The sequence below is a fragment of the Corynebacterium sphenisci DSM 44792 genome (assembly GCF_001941505.1).
GTDB classification, from domain to species: Bacteria; Actinomycetota; Actinomycetes; order Mycobacteriales; family Mycobacteriaceae; genus Corynebacterium; species Corynebacterium sphenisci.
Genome location: NZ_CP009248.1, coordinates 887963 through 904480, shown reverse-complemented (window position 1 = coordinate 904480; position 16518 = coordinate 887963). Strand labels below are relative to the sequence as shown.

The window sequence follows — 16518 nt, the reverse complement described above, 5'->3', positions numbered from 1 at the left end:
TCAGGACTCCTTCCCGGCCAGCCGGATGAGGGTGCGCAGCGCCCGGGCGGCGGTCTCCGCCCCGTCCGAGCCGGACTGGGCGTGCGCGATGAGCCGCTCCGCGGCCCGGGCGGGCACGCCGGTGAGCCCCAGATCGGGCAGGTCGCCGTCCCCGGGCACCACCGCCAGGTCGAAGGTGCGCTCCCGGCGGTAGAGGCAGGCGAAGAGGTCCCGGAACCGGTCCAGGGCGGCGTCCAGGCGCAGCTTCTGGCCGATGGTGACCTCCCCGCGCAGGGAGTACTTCACCACGGTGCGGTCCTTGTCCGGCAGTTCGGCGAGCCGGGCCAGGAAGGCGTCCAGGTCCGCGTCGGAGGCGATGTCGGCGTCGATCGCCCGGAAGGCCCAGCGGCCCACCCGCACCGGCTCCACGGCGACCGTCGTCTCCCCCGCCGCGTCGGCGGCGACGTCGACCACGAGCACCCGCCCGGAGTCGTGCTCCACGTCGTCGAAGTCGGTGACCTCCGGGGAGCCGGAGAACCAGGTGCGCGGCGCGGCCTCCAGGGTGCCGTGCCGGTCGCCGAGGGCGACGTAGTCGACCACCCCCTCCGCCACCGCCGCGGCGAGGGCGCCGGCGTCGATGAGCGCCTCCCCGCCGAAGCCCTCCAGCTGGCCGTGGCCGACCAGGATCCGGATGCCGGCGGGCCGGTCCAGCCCGGACAGCGCCGCGGCGACCGGGTCGGCGGCCGGGGTGCGGGAGCGGAAGGGCGCGCCGACCAGCTGCACCCCCTCGGCGACCTCGATGGGCGCCGAATCCCGGATCACGTGCACCCCGTGCTCGGCGAGCCCGGCGAACTCGGGGCGCCGGTACACGCTGGACGGGTCCAGGCTGTCGTGGTTGCCGGGCAGCAGGTACGCCGGCACCGGCAGCCCGCGCAGCCGCTCCACCGCCCGGCCGAGCTGCTGCGGGTCCGGGGAGTTGGAGTCGAAGACGTCCCCGGCGACCACGATGAAGGCGCAGCCGCGCTCGGCGGCGACCTCCCCGAGGCGCTCCACCGCGTCCAGGCGGGCCCGGGCGAACTCCGCCGGGACCGCGTCGTCGTAGCGGGCCAGGAAGGCCGCGGGCATGCCCAGCTGCCAGTCCGAGGTGTGCAGGAAGCGCACTGCCGGCGCGTTCATCGCCCCTCCTCCGGGCCGGCGTCCCCGGCCCCGTCGGGATCATGGTCCCCGCCATCATCGCCCGAACCGGCCCCGCCGCGCCCGCGAACCGGGGTGAGCGCCTCGTAGAGCACCTCCAGATCGGAGATCAGGCGCGTCTCGTCGACCCGGCCGTAGCAGACCGTGGCCAGCGCCTCCTCCAGCAGGGCGCGGTCGGCGGCGGCCAGGGCGGGCGCGGCGGTGACCTCCGGCACCTCCGGCGGCGGCAGCTCCCGGCCCCAGAAATCCCCGCCGCCGGGCGGGATCGCCTGGTCCACCGCCCGCCAGCTCGGGGCCGCCGGCCCGCGCGGGGCCCCCTCCGCCCCCTCCCCGCCGGGGCCGGCCCGGCGCTGCGCCCGGCGCAGATCGGAGTCGGTGATCCCGCGCAGCCGCAGCAGCAGCGCCGGGTCGGCGTCCAGGGCCGCGGCGGCGGCGAGGGTGACCGCGATGATGTGCTTGCAGTACTCCGCCGGATCCGGGCAGTCGCAGCTGCAGCGCAGCGATTCCCCGGGGCCGAGCAGCAGCCGGTGCTCCTCCTCCGCCGGCAGGGCGCCGTTGAGCGCGGCGAGCACCCCGCCGGGGGCCGCGGCGATCGCGGCGACGGCCCGGTCCCGCTCGGCCTCCCCGCGCCAGGGCAGCTGCAGGATCACGGTGAAGGGGTCGAGCTGGGTGCCGCGCACCAGCGCCGAGATCGCCCCGGCGGCGAGGGTGAGCTCGGCGACCCGGCCCTCGGCGTGGTAGTCCCGGCCCCGGTCCACCCGGCCCCGGTCGGCGCCCGGCAGCACCCGGTCGACGAGGGTGCGCGCCGCCCAGGTGCGCGCCGCCTCCCGCGCCGCCCGGCGGCGCGCCGCCGGGCGCGCCCCGGCGCGGCCCGGCGTCCCGCGGCGGCCGGTGAAGTCCGCCCAGATCACGTTGTCGCCCCGGTCGGCCATCACCGCCGCCTCCCCGCCGCGTCGGCGTCCCCGCCGCCCGGCCGCGGCCGGGCGTCCAGGTGCACCAGGGTGCGCAGCTCCTCGTCGTCCAATTCGGTCAGCGCCCGGGCGCCGGTGCCGATCACCGCCCCGCCGAGGGCGATCTTGTCGGCGATGACCCGGTCGATCCGCTCCTCCAGGGTGCCCCGGCTGACCAGCTTGTGCACGGTGACGTCGCGCAGCTGGCCGATCCGGTAGGCCCGGTCGGTGGCCTGGTTCTCCACCGCCGGGTTCCACCAGCGGTCCACGTGCACCACGTGGTTGGCCCCGGTGAGGTTCAGCCCGGTGCCCCCGGCCTTCAGCGACAGCAGCAGCACCGGCGGGCCGCCGGGGGCGTTGAAGGCCTCGACCATGGCCAGCCGCTCGGCGCGCGGCACCCCGCCGTGCAGGAAGGGGATCGGCCGACCGTAGCGCTCCGCCAGATAGGGCCGCAGCAGCCGGCCGAATTCGGCGTACTGGGTGAACACCAGGGTGGATTCGCCCTGCCCCACGGCCAGGTCGAGCAGCTCCACCAGCCGGCGCACCTTCCCGGAGCGGTGCCCGCCGCCGTCGGTGATCGCCGAGCCGTCGGCGAGGTAGTGCGCCGGGTGGTTGCAGATCTGCTTCAGCCGGGTCAGCGAGGTCAGCACCAGCGCCCGGCGCGACATCGCGGTGCGGCCCGGCTCCGCGGCGCCGCCGCGCTGTGCGGCCAGGGCCGCCTCGAGCTCCCGGACATAGGCGGCGTAGAGCGCCGCCTGCTCCACGGTGAGCTCCACGAACTCGGTGTTCTCCTGCTTCTCCGGCAGATCCCCGAGGACCGCCGGATCGGTCTTCACCCGGCGCAGGATGAACGGGTCGAGTACCCGCCGCAGCCGGGCGGCGGCGCCGGGATCGGCCCCGGTCTCGATGGGCCGGGCCCATTTCGCGCGGAAGGACCGGGCGCTGCCGAGCAGCCCGGGGGCGCAGAAGTCCATGATGGTGTGCAGTTCGCCGAGGTTGTTCTCCATCGGGGTGCCGGTGAGCGCGATGGCGTGCCGGCCGGGCAGCCGGCGGGCGACCCGGGACACCGCCGTGTTCGGGTTCTTGATCGCCTGCGCCTCGTCGAGGACGAGGTGCGCCCAGTCCACGGTGGCCAGATCCGCCTCGTCCCGGGCGAGCAGCGGGTAGGTGGTGATCACGATGTCGGCCCCGGCCGCGGCGGCGGTGAACTCCGCCCCGCGGGCCCGGCGCGGCCCGTGGTGCAGCACGGTGCGCAGGTCCGGGGCGAAGCGGGCGGCCTCGTCCACCCAGTTGCCGGCCACCGAGGTCGGCGCGACCACCAGGGTGGGCCCGGCGCCGCCGTGCGCGCGCTCGTGCAGCAGCAGGGCGAGCACCTGGATGGTCTTGCCCAGGCCCATGTCATCGGCGAGCACCGCGCCGAAGCCGTGCCGGGACATCCACTCCAGCCAGGCCATCCCGCTCAGCTGGTGGGGCCGCAGTTCGGCCCGCAGCCCGGGCGGGGCGGGCAGCTCCTCGGGGCGGGGGTCGACCACCCCGGTGAAGAAGTCGCCGAGTTCGCCGGCCACGGTGAGATCCACCTCGGCGTCGGTGGCCTGGCGGACCTCGTCGTCGAGGCCGATGAGCTCCACCATCGGCGCGGTGCCGCCGAAGCGGTCCGCGCCGCCGGCGCGGTTGCGCAGGTGCTCCAGCATCCGGCGGGCCTTCGCCGGGTCGACCAGGATGAACCGGTCGCGCAGCCGGATCAGCCCGGTCTTGGATTCCAACAGCAGCGCCATCGCCGCCTCGTCGATCTCCCGCCCGTCGACGGAGATCCGCCAGGAGTAGTCGACGAGCTGGTCCAGGCCGACCCGCCCGGGGGTGGCCCCGCGCACCGACCCGGTGGGCTCCGCGGCGCGCAGGGTGATCCGCGCCGCCGGGTCGCGGCGGTCCCAGCCGGCGGGCAACCGCACCCGGATCCCGGCCTCGGCGAGGGCGCCGATGCCGGTGAGCAGCAGCTGCTCCACCTCCCGGCCGGTGAGCAGCAGGTCCAGGCCGCGGCCCGCGGGGGCGGCGGCGCCCAGCGGCGGGAAGGCGGCGGCCGCGGCGGCGAGCAGCCGATCCAGGCTCCGGCGCACCCCGGCGCCGAGCAGCTCCGGGTCGGCCGGCAGCTCCCCGCCGTGCTCGTCGAGCACCCCGACCCGCAGCGGCCACGCCGGGTCGGTCCCGGACAGCGGATCCTCGGCCGCGGCGGCGTCCCGGGCCCCGTCGAGGTCGGTGACCGGCGCCGGGGCCCCTTGGGCGGCCCCGTCCCGGCCCGGGGCGGCCTCGGCGCCGGAGCACCGGTCCGCGCGCAGCGGCAGCACCGCCGCCTCGGCCGCCGGCGCATCGGCGGGCTCGTCCTCCGGCTCCGGCTCCTCCAGGGTGAGCACCAGGTTCATCCGGGCGGCGTTGACGCTGGCCCGCCATTCGTTGAGCCCGGCGACGAACCCGGGCGGCGGATTGCGCAGCGGGGCGCCGTCGAGCATGGTCCGGATCATCCGGTGCCGGCCCGCCGCGGCGGCGTAGCCGGAGAGCTCGCGCAGCGTGATCTCGTGGGCGAGCTGGGCCAGCAGATCATCGAGCATCGCCGGGCCGCCGTTGGCGCGCAGCACCTCCGGGAGCAGCCGGCGCAGCTCGGCCAGCCAGGGCGCCTCGGCGATGCCGTCGGCCAGGCGGAACTTCAGGTACCAGGAGTCGGCCTCCCAGGTCACCGCGGGCATCACCCGGCCGGCGCGCACATGCGCCCGGATCCCGGCGGCGACCCGGGCGAGGTAGCGCAGGTCGTGGTCGATGGCCGGGTGCCCGTCGAAGTCTGCGGCCACGGCCAGGGCCGCGGCCGCCGCCGGCGGGGCGAGCAGCCGCATCGGCGGGGTTTTGCGCACCCGGCGCCCGGAGGGGCTGGCCAGCACGGTGACCGGCCCCCGGCGCAGCGGCCGGTGCCCGAGCAGCCCCGCCAGGGGCTCCGGCAGCGCCCCGCCGGCCTGGGCGGCGGAGTCCAGGATGAGATGGCCCTCGACCCGCTCCAGCCACAGGCCCAGGCCCTTTCCGGGCAGCCAGAGGCCGTGCAGCAGATGGGTGGGGTCCATGTCCGCGATTGTGGCAGAGCCGCGGACGCGGGGCACCCCGGCTCGAACGCCCATGCGCCTCCCGGCGGGATTGCCGGGACCGTCCACCGCAGGCGCCGCGGGCCCCGGCGCCCCGGGCGTAGCCTCGGTGGGTGAACGCCACTGCCCCAGCGACGGGAGGGAGACCCCGATGACCGATACCGCGAACTCCGCCGCCGGCGGCCGGGAGGTGCGCCTGGCCCGGGTGCCCGCCGGCCCGGTGACCGCCGGGGACTTCCGCCTCGCCGAGGCGCCGGCGGCCGCCCCGGGGCCCGGGGAGGCGCTGGTGGGCCTGCGCATGCTGGGCCTCAACGCCGGGCTGGCCGGCCGGCTGGGCGTGCACGCGGCCACCGGCGGCCGCGGCGGAGTCGATGTCGGCGGGGTGCCCGAATCCGATGCCCTGGTGGAGGTGCTCGATCCCAACGGGCTGCCCGGCTGGGCGGCCGGCGATCCCGCGGTGGTGCAGTGGGCGCCGTGGCGGGAGCGCTTCGCCGTCCCTGCCGGCGCCCTGCGTCCGGCGCCCGTGCGGGATCCGGGCCGGGCGGCGGAGAACCTGACGGTGCTCGGCCACGTCGGCTTCACCGCCTTCATCGCGGTGCACGACATCGCCCGGCTGCGCCCCGGCGAGCGGCTGCTGGTCTCCGCGGCGGCCGGCGGGGTGGGCGCCCATGCGGTGCAGTTCGCCCGGGCGCTCGGCGCCGAGGTGGTGGGCGTGGCCGGCTCCGCGGCGCGGGTGGCGCTGCTGGAGGAGCTCGGCGCGGTCGGGGTGGACCGGCGGGCCGGGGATCTCGCCGGCTCCCTGGCCGCCGCCGCCCCGGACGGCGTCGACGTCTACCTCGACGCCGTCGGCGGGGAGATGCTGGAGGCCGGGATCGACCTGCTGCGCGACGGGGGCCGGGTGGTGCTCATGGGCGCCGCCGGGGAATCCGGGGGCGCGCCGCGGCCGCCGCGCAACTACAAGCGGATGATCCACCATGAGCTGAGCATGACCGGGTTCACCGTCCTCGCCCACGAGGACCGCCGCGCCGTCTTCGAGGAGATCGTCGGCGGGTGGCTCGCCGCCGGCCGGGTGCGCCCCGTGGCCACCGTGCACTCCGGCCTGGCGGCGGTCCCGGGGGCCTTCGCGGATCTGATGGCCGGGGCCGGCACCGGGCGCACCATCGTGGATCTCCGCTGACGCCGCCCCCGCCGGCGCGCCGGGACGCCGCGGCCCCCGCCCCGGGGGTTCCGGGGCGGGGGCCGGCGGCGGGCCGGCCCCGGCTCAGTCCTGGTGGACCGGGCAGACCACCGGCACCCCGCCGTCGTCGAGCACCCGGGCGCGCAGCCCGTACACCCGCTCCAGCACATCGGGCACCAGCACCTCCGCCGGCGCCCCCTGGGCGTGGGCCACCCCGTCGGCGAGCACCACCAGCTCATCGCAGTAGCGCGCCGCGAGGTTGAGGTCGTGGATGGCGACCACGCCGAGGGAATCGGTGCGGGCCACCTGGCGCCGCACGATCTGCAGCAGCTCCACCTGGTGGCGCAGGTCCAGCGCGCTGGTGGGCTCGTCGAGCAGCATCACCCGGGGTTCGCGCACCAGCATCTGGGCGACCGCGACCAGCTGCCGCTGGCCGCCGGAGAGCTCCGCGACGTAGCGGGAGGCCAGGTGCGCGATGCCCATCAGCTCCAGCACCGCGCCCGCGGCCTCGAGCACCTCGTCGGTCATCCGCCAGGTGCCGGCGCGCCGGCCGGCGACCAGGATGGTCTCGAAGGCGGTGAGCGAGGCGGAGGTGGGCAGGTCCTGGGGCACGTAGCCCACGGTGCGGCGCAGCTCCGCGCCGCGGGGCACCCGCTCGCCCAGGCGCACCACCGCCCGGCCGCCGTCGGCCCGGTGGATCCCGGCGATGGTCTTCACCAGGGTGGATTTCCCGGCGGCGTTGGGGCCGAGCAGCCCCACCACCGTGCCGCCGCGCAGGGTGGAGATGCTCATCCCGCGCAGCACCCGGTTCGTCCCGTAGGCGAAGCGCAGATCCTCGATGGTCAGGCTCACCGGCTCCGCCGCCGCGGCGGCCAGGGCCGCGTCCGCGGTGGCCGCCGCCTCGGCGGCCCGGGCGGCCCGTCGTCCGCTCCTCATGGCGCTCACCCCCAGACCTGTCGTTTGCGGGTGAACAGCAGCGCCAGGAAGAAGGGCACGCCGACCAGGGCGGTGATGATCCCGATCGGGATCGCCCGGCCCGGGATGAGCATCAGGCTCAGCGCATGGGCGCAGGTGAGCAGCATCGCCCCGGCGGCCATCGCGGCGGGCACGAAGAAGCGCTGGTCCTCGCCGACCAGGATCCGGGCCACATGCGGGCCGACCAGGCCGATGAAGCCGATGATCCCGACGAAGGCCACCGAGGTCGCCGCGAGCAGGCTGACCACCACCAGGGTGATGATCCGCAGCCGCTTGACGTCGATGCCCATCGCCGCGGCCCGGGCGTCGCCCAGGCGCAGCGCGGTGAGCTTCCAGGAGTTGGCCACCACGTAGGGCACCGCCAGCGCCAGGGCGCCGAAGACGATGCCCACCGCGGTCCAGTTCGACCGGCCCATCGAGCCCATCGTCCAGAACACGATCTGCTGCAGCGCGTCCTGGTCGGCGCGGTACTGCATCAGCGCCAGCAGCGCCTGGAAGAGGAACACCAGGGCGATGCCGAGCAGGATCATCGACTCCGCGCCGGCGCCGCGCCACACCGAGGCGCCGATCACGATGGACACCGCCAGCATCGCCGCGGCCCAGGCGAACAGGGCCAGGTTGAACTGGGCGTTGGCCAGCAGCCGCCAGCCCTGCACGATCACCGCCGCACCGCCGAAGGCGGCCGCCGCGGAGATGCCCAGGGTGAAGGGCTCGGCCAGGGGGTTGTCCAGGATGGTCTGCATCTGCGCGCCGGCCAGGGCCAGCGAGGAGCCGACCAGCACGGCCATCACCGCGGCGGGCAGTCGCAGCCGCCACAGCACGGTGCGGGTCTGCTGATCCACCGCATCCGGGGAGAAGATGCCCTTGAGCACCGTGGACCAGGAGAAGTCGAGGGCCCCGACCGCGGTGGACGCGAGGAACGCCACGAGGCAGATGGCGATCAACGCGACGACGGCCGCGACCTTGCGCACCGCGCGCCGCCGGTAGTTGGCGACGGCGGCCGCACCGGTCGCGGCCCGGTCGGGATCGGCGGCGGGTCGCCCCGCCGCGGGGAGGGCGGCGCCGTGGCCGGCGCCGCCGTCGGATCCCTTCGTCATCTAGCTAGGACAGCTCCGCGAAGAAGGTGCCCTCCGCCTCGAAGGGCATGTGCTCGGCGTGGAAGTCGGCGAACTCCTGCGCCGGGTCCACGTCCGAGAACTCCTCGGGCAGCAGCCACTTCGCCATTGCCTCGAGGGCGAAGATGTTGAAGGGGGAGTCGTAGAACTGGTGGTAGAGGCCGTAGACGTGGCCGTCCTTGACGGCCTTGACCTCCTCCATGCCGGGGGTGGCGTCGAGCACCGCCTGGAAGGACTCGCTGGCCTCCTCGGCGTCGTAGTTGTAGCCCAGGTGGGTGTAGTCCACCGCGGCCATCTCCGGCTTGTCCTTGACGTAGGCGGTCCAGTCGCCGCCGGTGAGCACGATGTGGTCCGGCTCGGCGGAGATGACCTTCTCCACGGTGAGATCGCCCTCGGCCTTGTCCTCGAGCAGCTCATCGGCGATGTTCTCCGCGCCGGCGGTGCTCAGCACCCCGCCGAGGTTCTCGGTGCCGAAGGTGCCGCAGCAGTCGGACAGGCCGGCGGCGCGCCACAGGAAGGCCTTCGGCTTCGCGTCGGCCTTGGCCACGCGCTCCTTGACCATCGCCAGCTTCTCGTTGTACATCTTCGCGAAGTCGGCGGCCTCCTCCTCGCGGTCGAGGACCTTGCCGACCAGCTCCACGGAGGGCACCGTGTTGTTCAGCGGGTCCTCCCGGAAGTCGGTGAAGACGTACTTCAGCCCGGCGTCGTCGAACTTCTGGAGCATGCCCTGCTCCTCGGCGACCTCCTTCTGCTGCAGGGTGAGCACCATGATGTCCGGGTCCTGCGCGAGCAGGGTCTCCACGGAGACGTCGTCCTTCTTGAAGTGCCCGATATCGGCGATGTCCGCGGCGGCCGGGTCGGCCTCCACGAGGCGATCGTAGAAGTCGCTGGCGGCGGACTGCAGGTCATTGCCCCAGGCGACGATCTTGTCGGTGGGCTCGTCCTTCTGCAGGAAGGAGATGACGAAGGCGGCCCGGGACTCGCCGAACAGGACCCGCTCCGGGGCCTTGTCCAGGGTCACGGTGCGGCCGGCGACGTCGGTGACGGTGAAGCCGGCGCCGTCATCGGCGGCGGCGGTGTCGTCGGCGGGGTCGTCGCCGCCGGCGCAGCCGGCGAGCAGCAGGCCGGCCGCGGCGACCGCGGCGGCCGCGCGGCGGCCGCGGTGTCCGAGAATATGCATTGTGTACTTGCCCTTCACTGAGGTGGATGGGTCACCCGTTCCGGTTAACCCGCGGTTAGGCTACCGTTACCTGCGAATTTCGTCCACTATTAATAATTGGGCCTATGCAGTCGCGCCCGGGGAAGCGCCGCCGCCGGCGCACCTGGCCCGGCCCGCGCCCCGCCGGCGGCGCCGCGGCGGGCGGTATCCGGGTGAACGCCGCCCCCGCAGGTGGGGGGCGATTTGCCCGGCCGGGTGCCGCGGTGCCACCGTGAACCGGTCCCCGATGCACGACCCACCCCGGGTGCGCGCGGGCGGCGGCCGCGGGCGCCCCCGCACCGGCGCCGCCCCGCCGCCGCGCCCGCCCATCCGGAAGGAGGCCACGGCCGCGTGAGCGAGCATTCGTGGTTCATCGTCGCCATCGTCGCCTACCTGGCGACCATGCTCTACATCGGCTGGCGCGGCTACCGCCGCACCGTCGACTACGACGACTACGTCCTCGGCGGCCGGGGCCTGCACCCCTTCGTCGCCGCCCTGTCCGCCTCCGCCTCGGACATGTCCGGCTGGCTGCTCATGGGCCTGCCCGGGGCGATCTACCTCTCCGGGCTCTCCCAGGCGTGGATCGCGATCGGCCTGTTCATCGGCGCCACCGCCAACTGGGTGTTCACCGCGCCCCGGCTGCGCGCCTACACGCACATCGCCCGGGACTCGCTGACCGTGCCGACCTTCTTCGAGGCCCGGGTGCGCGACTCCAGCCACCTGCTGCGGGTCACCGCCGGGATCATCATCCTGGTGTTCTTCACCTTCTACGTCTCCTCCGGGATGGTCGCCGGCGGCCGCTACTGGGAGTCCACCTTCGACGGCTCCTACCTCACCGGGATGCTCATCGTCGCCGGGGTCACCGTCGCCTACACCCTGGTCGGCGGGTTCGTGGCGGTGGCCAACACCGACACCGTGCAGGGCATCATCATGTTCCTCGCCCTGGTGGCGGTGCCCGCGGTGGCGCTGGCCTACCTGATGGGCCAGGGCCTGTCCTTCACCGAGGTGCTCACCTACCCCGCCGGGCACGCCTACCCGGGCTCGGCGGACGGCGGCGTCGACGGCACCTGGTTCGCGATGACCGAGGGGCTGCCGGCGCTGACCATCATCGGCCTGGCCGGCTGGGGGCTGGGCTACTTCGGCCAGCCGCACGTGATCGTGCGCTTCATGGCGCTGCGCCGGCCCGCCGAGGCCCGCCAGGGCCTGGTCTACGGCGCCGCCTGGCAGTTCATCTGCCTGGCCGGGGCGATGCTGGTCGCCCTCATCGCCACAGGCTTCTTCGACGTCACCGGGGCCCGGATCGCCGACCAGGCCTCCTACGAGACGGTGTTCCTGGACATGTCCCGGTTCCTGCTGCACCCGCTGCTGGCCGGGCTGGTGCTCACCGCGGTGCTCGCCGCCATCATGTCCACCATCTCCTCCCAGCTGCTGGTGTCCTCCACCGCCCTGGTCGAGGACCTCTACCGGGGCCTGGTGAACAAGAACCTGCGGGCGAGGTGGTCGATGCCGCTGTCCCGGGCCGCGGTGCTGCTGGTCGCCCTGGTCGCCGCGATCCTGGCCGCCGACCCGGAGAACTCCATCCTGGACCTGGTGGGCTTCGCCTGGGCCGGGTTCGGCTCCGCCTTCGGCCCCCTGGTCATCGCCGCGCTGTACTGGCGGCGGCTCAACGCCCCCGGGGCGATGGCCGGGATGGTCACCGGGGCGGTGGTCTCCTTCGCCTGGGGCAGCTCGGCGCTGACCGACGTGGTCTACGAGATCATCCCGGGCGTGGCCGCGGCCACCGTCGCCATGGTGGCGGTCACCCTGCTCACCCCGAAACCGGACGAGGCCATCCTCGCCGAGTTCGACCGGGCCGCCGCCGCGGCGAAGCTCTAGGCCCGCCGCCCCCTCCCCCGGACGGGGCCGCGCCCGCGGCGGGGCGCCCCCGGCGGGAACCGGCGCGCACCGCGCCGGCGTCCAATGGGCATGCCCCGCCGCCGCGCCCCCGCGCGCCCGCCGCGGCGCCGGCCGGGCCGGTTCCGGCTGTCCTCGCCGATCCTGGCGCCGGCGCTGGCGCTGATCCTGCTGCCGCCGCTGATCGCGCCCGGGACCGGGCCCGGGCCGCCGCCGCACCCGGTGGCGCGCCCGGCGGATCCGGTGGAGGCGGCGAGGCTGCTCGGCGCCGTCGCCGTCACCGGGGAGCGCGTCACGGTCACCGGCTACCGGCGGGCCGCCTTCGGCGACTGGGCCCGGGACGGGGCGTGCACCACCCGGCAGTCGATCCTGGTGCGCGATTTCGGCGGCCCGCCCTGCCGGCCCGGGGATCGGGTGATCGCCGACCCCTACACCGGCGCGCCCCTGGTGGCGGCCGACGCGGAGGTCGACCACGTCTACCCGCTCGCCGCCGCCTGGGATTTCGGGGCGCACGCCTGGCCGGCCCGACGCCGCGCCGCCTTCGCCAATGATCCGCTGAACCTGCTGCCCACCGCGGCGGCGGCGAACCGCGCCAAATCCGATCTCACCCCCGCCGAGTGGCTGCCCGCCCCGGCGGGCGCCTGCGACTACGCGATGCGCTATCTGCGGGTGGCCCGGAACTGGGCGCTGCCGGTGTCCGCGGCGGATTTCCGCGCCCTGGCCGGGGCCTGCGGGATCCGGGTCGCCGGCTGAGCCGCCCGCGCCCCGGTGGCGGTGCCGGGCCGGCGCCGCCGGTTGGCTAGGGTGGACGATCCCGGCCCGGGCGCGGCGGCCCCCGCGCCCCGGCCGGCGCACCTCACCAGGGCACCCGAGACGAAGGAGCCGTACCCGCCCATGAACCCCATCACCATCGCCCACGTCGTCGCGGCGATCCTGCTCATCGGCCCCGTCACGGTGGCGACCTCGATGTTCCCCCGGCTGGCGGTGGCCGCCCGGGACGGCGAGGCCGGCACCGTCGGCGCCGCCCGCACCATGCACGCGGTGAGCCGCACCTACGGCATGATCTCGCTGCTGGTGCCGCTGCTCGGCGTCGGGGTGGCCTTCACCAACGCCGCGTACTTCTTCCGCAGCGGCGTGGTGCACGCCTCCATCGCCGGCTCCATCATCGCCTGGGCGATCCTGTTCTTCGCGATCATCCCCCGCCAGCGGGTGATGCTCGCCGGGCTGGGCGTCGCCCCGGACGGCGAGGAGGCCGATGACCCGGATCTGGCGAAGCTGCGCGCCAAGGCCGCCGAGCTGGACTGGGCCAAGGCGAAGTCGAAGCTGGCCATGTTCTCCGGCATCTTCGCCGCGCTGTGGGTGATCATGGCCGTGGCCATGTTCTTCATCTAAGACCCGGATACGCCGACACCGGCGGCGCCCCGCATGGGGCGCCGCCGGTGTCGTCCGTTGCGGGGCCTAGTTGTCCCAGCCGCCGCGGGAGGCGCCGCGGAAACCGCCGCGCCCGCCGCGCTCGTCGCGGTCCCGGCCGCCGCGGTAGCCGCCCCGGCCGCCCCGATCGTCGCGATCCCGGCCGCCCCGGTAGCCGCCCCGGTCATCCCGGTCGCGGCCGCCGCGGTAGCCGCCCCGGTCGTCCCGATCGCGCCCGCCGCGGTAGCCGCCGCGATCGTCGCGGTCCCGGCCGCCGCGGTAGCCGCCCCGGTCATCCCGGTCGCGTCCGCCGCGGAAACCGCCCCGGCCGCCGCGATCCTCGCGGTCCCGGCCGCCCCGGTAGCCGCCCCGGTCGCCGCGGTCCCGGCCGCGGTAGCCGCGGTCGTCGTCCTCGCGGGCCCCGGCCGGCGCCGAGGTGTCCTCGGACAGGTCGATCGGCCGGCCGCAGATGCGGGTGCGGGAGAGGTTGTCGCGCACCTCGCGGGGCAGGTTCGCGGGCAGCTCCACCAGGGTGTAGTCGCCGCGGATGTCGATGTGCCCGAAGTCGCCGGACTGCAGCCCGCCCTCGTTGGCGATGGCGCCCACGATGGCCCCGGGGCGCACGCCCTGGTTGCGGCCCACCGAGATCCGGAAGGGCTTCTTCTCGGCGCGCTCGAACTCCACCCGCTCGGTCTTGCGGCCGCGGTCGCCGCCGCGGCCCCGATCCCGGTCCCCGCGGTCCCGGCCGCCGCGGCGGTCGTCCCCGCGGCCCCGGGGGTCGTCCTCGCGGGAGCGGCGCGGCTGCTCCTTCATCAGGAAGTCGTCGTTCTGGGTGGAGGCGGCCAGCGCCGCGGCGATGTCCACCAGCGGGGTGTCGTGCTCATCGGCGTAGGCCTGGATGAGCTCCCGGAACACCGGCACCTGGTCATCGGCCAGGGCCTCGGTGATGGAGTCGGCGAACTTCTCCTTGCGGGAGTCGTTGACCTGGTCCACGGTCGGCAGGTGCATCTCCTCCAGGCGGGACTTGGTGGCCCGCTCGATGGAGCGCAGCAGCCGGCCTTCGCGGGGGGTGACGAAGAGCAGCGCCTCGCCGGAGCGGCCGGCCCGGCCGGTGCGGCCGATCCGGTGCACGTAGGACTCGGTGTCGTGCGGGATGTCGTAGTTCACCACATGGCTGATCCGGTCCACGTCCAGGCCACGGGCGGCGACGTCGGTGGCCACCAGCACGTCCAGGCGGCCGTCCTTGAGCTGGCCGATGGTGCGCTCGCGCTGGTTCTGCGCGATATCGCCGTTGATCGCGGCGGCGGCGAAGCCGCGGGCGCGCAGCTTCTCCGCGAGCTCCTCGGTGGCGTGCTTGGTGCGCACGAAGACGATCATCGCCTCGAATTCCTCGACCTCGAAGATCCGGGTGAGCGCGTCGAGCTTGTTGCGGTGCGCGGTCATGAGGAAGCGCTGGCGGATGTTGTCCGCGGTGCGCGACTCCGATTTGACGGTGACCTCGGCGGGGTCGTCGAGGTACTTCTTGGACAGCCGGCGGATGGCGGCGGGCATGGTCGCGGAGAACAGGGCGACCTGCTTGTCGTCCGGGGTGTCGGAGAGGATCCGCTCCACGTCGTCCTGGAAGCCCATCTGCAGCATCTCGTCGGCCTCGTCGAGGACCAGGAAACGCAGCTCGGAGATGTCCAGGGTGCCCTTCTTCAGATGATCGATGACCCGGCCCGGGGTGCCCACGATGATCTGGGCGCCGCGGCGCAGCCCGGACAGCTGGATGCCGTAGGCCTGGCCGCCGTAGATGGGCAGCACGGAGATGCCGCCGAGATGATCGGCGAACTGCTGGAAGGCGTCGGCGACCTGCAGCGCGAGCTCGCGGGTGGGGGCGAGCACCAGGGCCTGCGGGCGGCGCACGGACCGGTCGATCCGGGCGAGCACGGGCAGCGCGAAGGCGGCGGTCTTGCCGGTGCCGGTCTGCGCCAGGCCCACCACGTCGCGGCCGGTCATCAGGGTGGGGATGGTCTCCGCCTGGATCGGCGAGGGCGACTCGTAGCCGACCTTGCGCACCGCGGCGAGGACCTCCTCGGGGAGATCCAGGGCGGCGAATCCGGTGTCCCCGGCGGGGGCCTCGTCCTTGGGCTTCTCGGCGGGGGCCTCCTCGGGCTCCGCCACGGGGGCCTCGGCCCCGGTCGCGGCCTCCTCGGCGGGGGCCTCCTTCTCCTCCGCGGCCTCCGCCGCCGGGGCCCCGGTGTCTTCCGCGGCCTCCTCGGCCCGCTCCACGGCCTGGTCGATCTGCTCCTCCACGGCCTCGTGGATCTCCGCGCGCTCGGCGGCGACCTGCTCCTGGACCGCCTCGGCGATCTGCTCGTTGCGCTCGTCCCGGTCCTGGGCCTCCGCCGCGGACTGCTGGTTCACATCGTTCTCGTTCACTTCATACCCTCATCGGCGGGGCGTCCCTGCCCCGCGCCATTCCCGGAGCGTCCCTGCTCCGTGTTGTCGTTCGCACCTGCGGCATCCTGTGCGCCGCCTGGTGCAGCAGCCCGTACGGCATCGACCCGGCCGACGCATTTTACGTCGCCGGTTGCCTGGGCCATGGGGTGCGTGCCCCCGCATCGGGGGCCCCTGCGGGGCCCCTCGTGCGCGGGGACGCGATCCCGCCAGCCGAACGGCACGTCGACCACCATCGGTGGGGTGCCGGCCCGCGGGCTGTCCTGAGTGGGTGTCCGATGCTCCAGCCGCGGCGGTCGATAATCGCCCTTGCCGGTCTCGCCATCACTCATTGGGTAGTCATGTTACGCCCTTGAGCTGCTGAAAGCGACTTCACCACGCCGCCGCGGATCGATGCCCAGACCGGGGTTAGCTCAGGAGGCGAGCCCACCCCCGCGAACCCAGCCTCAGCCTGTCAGAGTGCAGCACCGGAGGACGAGAATCAACTGGAAGCCCTTGACATGACATTGGGCCAAAGCGAAGCTAGAAGTCAACTATCGATGCGCCTAGTTAAGTCACATAGTCCCAGGAGCCTTGGTCGACACGCCTCCCACAAAGGGGCCAACCCCTACACTATCCCGCCCTGCTAGGCGATCGGAACTAGTGCCGCCTTAAGGGGATCCCATTCACTGTTACCATGTTCGCAAAATCAGTGTTCGGCAACCTTCAGAACAACGTGGCAACCCACACCAGATAAGCCCGGGAAGCCTGAACCGATAAAAAGCTACAGCGGCCCTTACAGAGTCCGATATAACCACACTTTGTCCCGGCAGAACCGTCGTCGAGATCACTGGTCAACCAAACCTCTCCCTTAATCTTTGAAAACTACATCTTAAGCCCTAGAGTCTACAAAAGCTCCTCATGAAATAATAGCTACCGTCTAAAACCTCGACGCAAATCACGGGCTAACCAGAAAATATGGCACGCAGCCAATGGGAAACCATGAAACGTCTGAACGAACACTTACACTGCTACACGCTGGAGCAAATACCCTGAGGAACTGCACCCCAATATTCCAACCCACAAG

11 protein-coding genes are annotated in these 16518 nt (G+C 74.1%); 4 read left to right on the top strand and 7 right to left on the bottom strand.

All coding sequences use genetic code 11. From position 1 onward, the window contains the following. From CSPHI_RS04095 to CSPHI_RS04085, 3 genes are read right to left on the bottom strand one after another with little or no spacing between them, the layout of a single operon-like run. Positions 1-1155 carry a metallophosphoesterase family protein gene (locus CSPHI_RS04095; protein WP_245803348.1) on the bottom strand — a complete coding sequence of 385 codons (1155 nt, stop codon included), beginning with the start codon at positions 1153-1155 and terminating at the stop codon, positions 1-3. Then, positions 1152-2105 carry an SWIM zinc finger family protein gene (locus CSPHI_RS04090; protein WP_075691620.1) on the bottom strand — a complete coding sequence of 318 codons (954 nt, stop codon included), beginning with the start codon at positions 2103-2105 and terminating at the stop codon, positions 1152-1154. Before CSPHI_RS04090 ends, CSPHI_RS04095 begins: the two co-directional genes overlap by 4 nt. Then, positions 2105-5227, bottom strand: coding sequence for a DEAD/DEAH box helicase (locus tag CSPHI_RS04085; protein WP_075691619.1), 3123 nt, complete (start codon positions 5225-5227; stop codon positions 2105-2107). The genes CSPHI_RS04090 and CSPHI_RS04085 overlap by 1 nt, the downstream gene beginning before the upstream one ends. Before the next feature lie 169 nt (positions 5228-5396). Between CSPHI_RS04085 and CSPHI_RS04080 the strand changes: the two genes are divergently transcribed. Further along, positions 5397-6422 (top strand): zinc-binding dehydrogenase, encoded by a 1026-nt coding sequence (locus tag CSPHI_RS04080; protein ID WP_075691618.1) that lies wholly within the window; start codon positions 5397-5399, stop codon positions 6420-6422. An 84-nt stretch (positions 6423-6506) separates the two neighbouring features. On the opposite strand, the gene CSPHI_RS04075 is transcribed toward CSPHI_RS04080, so the two are convergent. The 3 genes from CSPHI_RS04075 to CSPHI_RS04065 form a co-directional block, all read right to left on the bottom strand. Beyond that, complete coding sequence (locus CSPHI_RS04075) at positions 6507-7274, bottom strand: ABC transporter ATP-binding protein (protein WP_075693718.1); 768 nt, start codon at positions 7272-7274, stop codon at positions 6507-6509. Positions 7275-7363: 89 nt separating this feature from the next. Further along, positions 7364-8494: a FecCD family ABC transporter permease gene (locus CSPHI_RS04070; protein ID WP_084210236.1), complete on the bottom strand. Its 1131-nt coding sequence runs from the start codon at positions 8492-8494 to the stop codon at positions 7364-7366. A gap of 4 nt (positions 8495-8498) precedes the next feature. Next, the gene (locus tag CSPHI_RS04065) at positions 8499-9692 is read right to left on the bottom strand and encodes an ABC transporter substrate-binding protein (protein WP_075691617.1); all 1194 of its coding nucleotides are present in this window, start codon (positions 9690-9692) and stop codon (positions 8499-8501) included. A gap of 369 nt (positions 9693-10061) precedes the next feature. Here CSPHI_RS04065 and putP point away from each other — a divergent pair, with 369 nt between their 5' ends. From putP to CSPHI_RS04050, 3 genes are all read left to right on the top strand, one after another. After that, entirely contained in the window at positions 10062-11585 is a 1524-nt protein-coding gene (putP, locus tag CSPHI_RS04060) for a sodium/proline symporter PutP (protein ID WP_075691616.1), read from the top strand. A gap of 90 nt (positions 11586-11675) precedes the next feature. After that, the gene (locus CSPHI_RS04055; protein WP_075691615.1) at positions 11676-12356 is read left to right on the top strand and encodes an HNH endonuclease family protein; all 681 of its coding nucleotides are present in this window, start codon (positions 11676-11678) and stop codon (positions 12354-12356) included. A 141-nt stretch (positions 12357-12497) separates the two neighbouring features. After that, positions 12498-12995 carry a DUF2269 domain-containing protein gene (locus CSPHI_RS04050; RefSeq protein WP_075691614.1) on the top strand — a complete coding sequence of 166 codons (498 nt, stop codon included), beginning with the start codon at positions 12498-12500 and terminating at the stop codon, positions 12993-12995. A 66-nt stretch (positions 12996-13061) separates the two neighbouring features. Here CSPHI_RS04050 and CSPHI_RS04045 read toward each other — a convergent pair whose 3' ends face one another. Next, positions 13062-15176 (bottom strand): DEAD/DEAH box helicase, encoded by a 2115-nt coding sequence (locus CSPHI_RS04045; protein ID WP_245803385.1) that lies wholly within the window; start codon positions 15174-15176, stop codon positions 13062-13064. Positions 15177-16518 lie beyond the last annotated feature (1342 nt).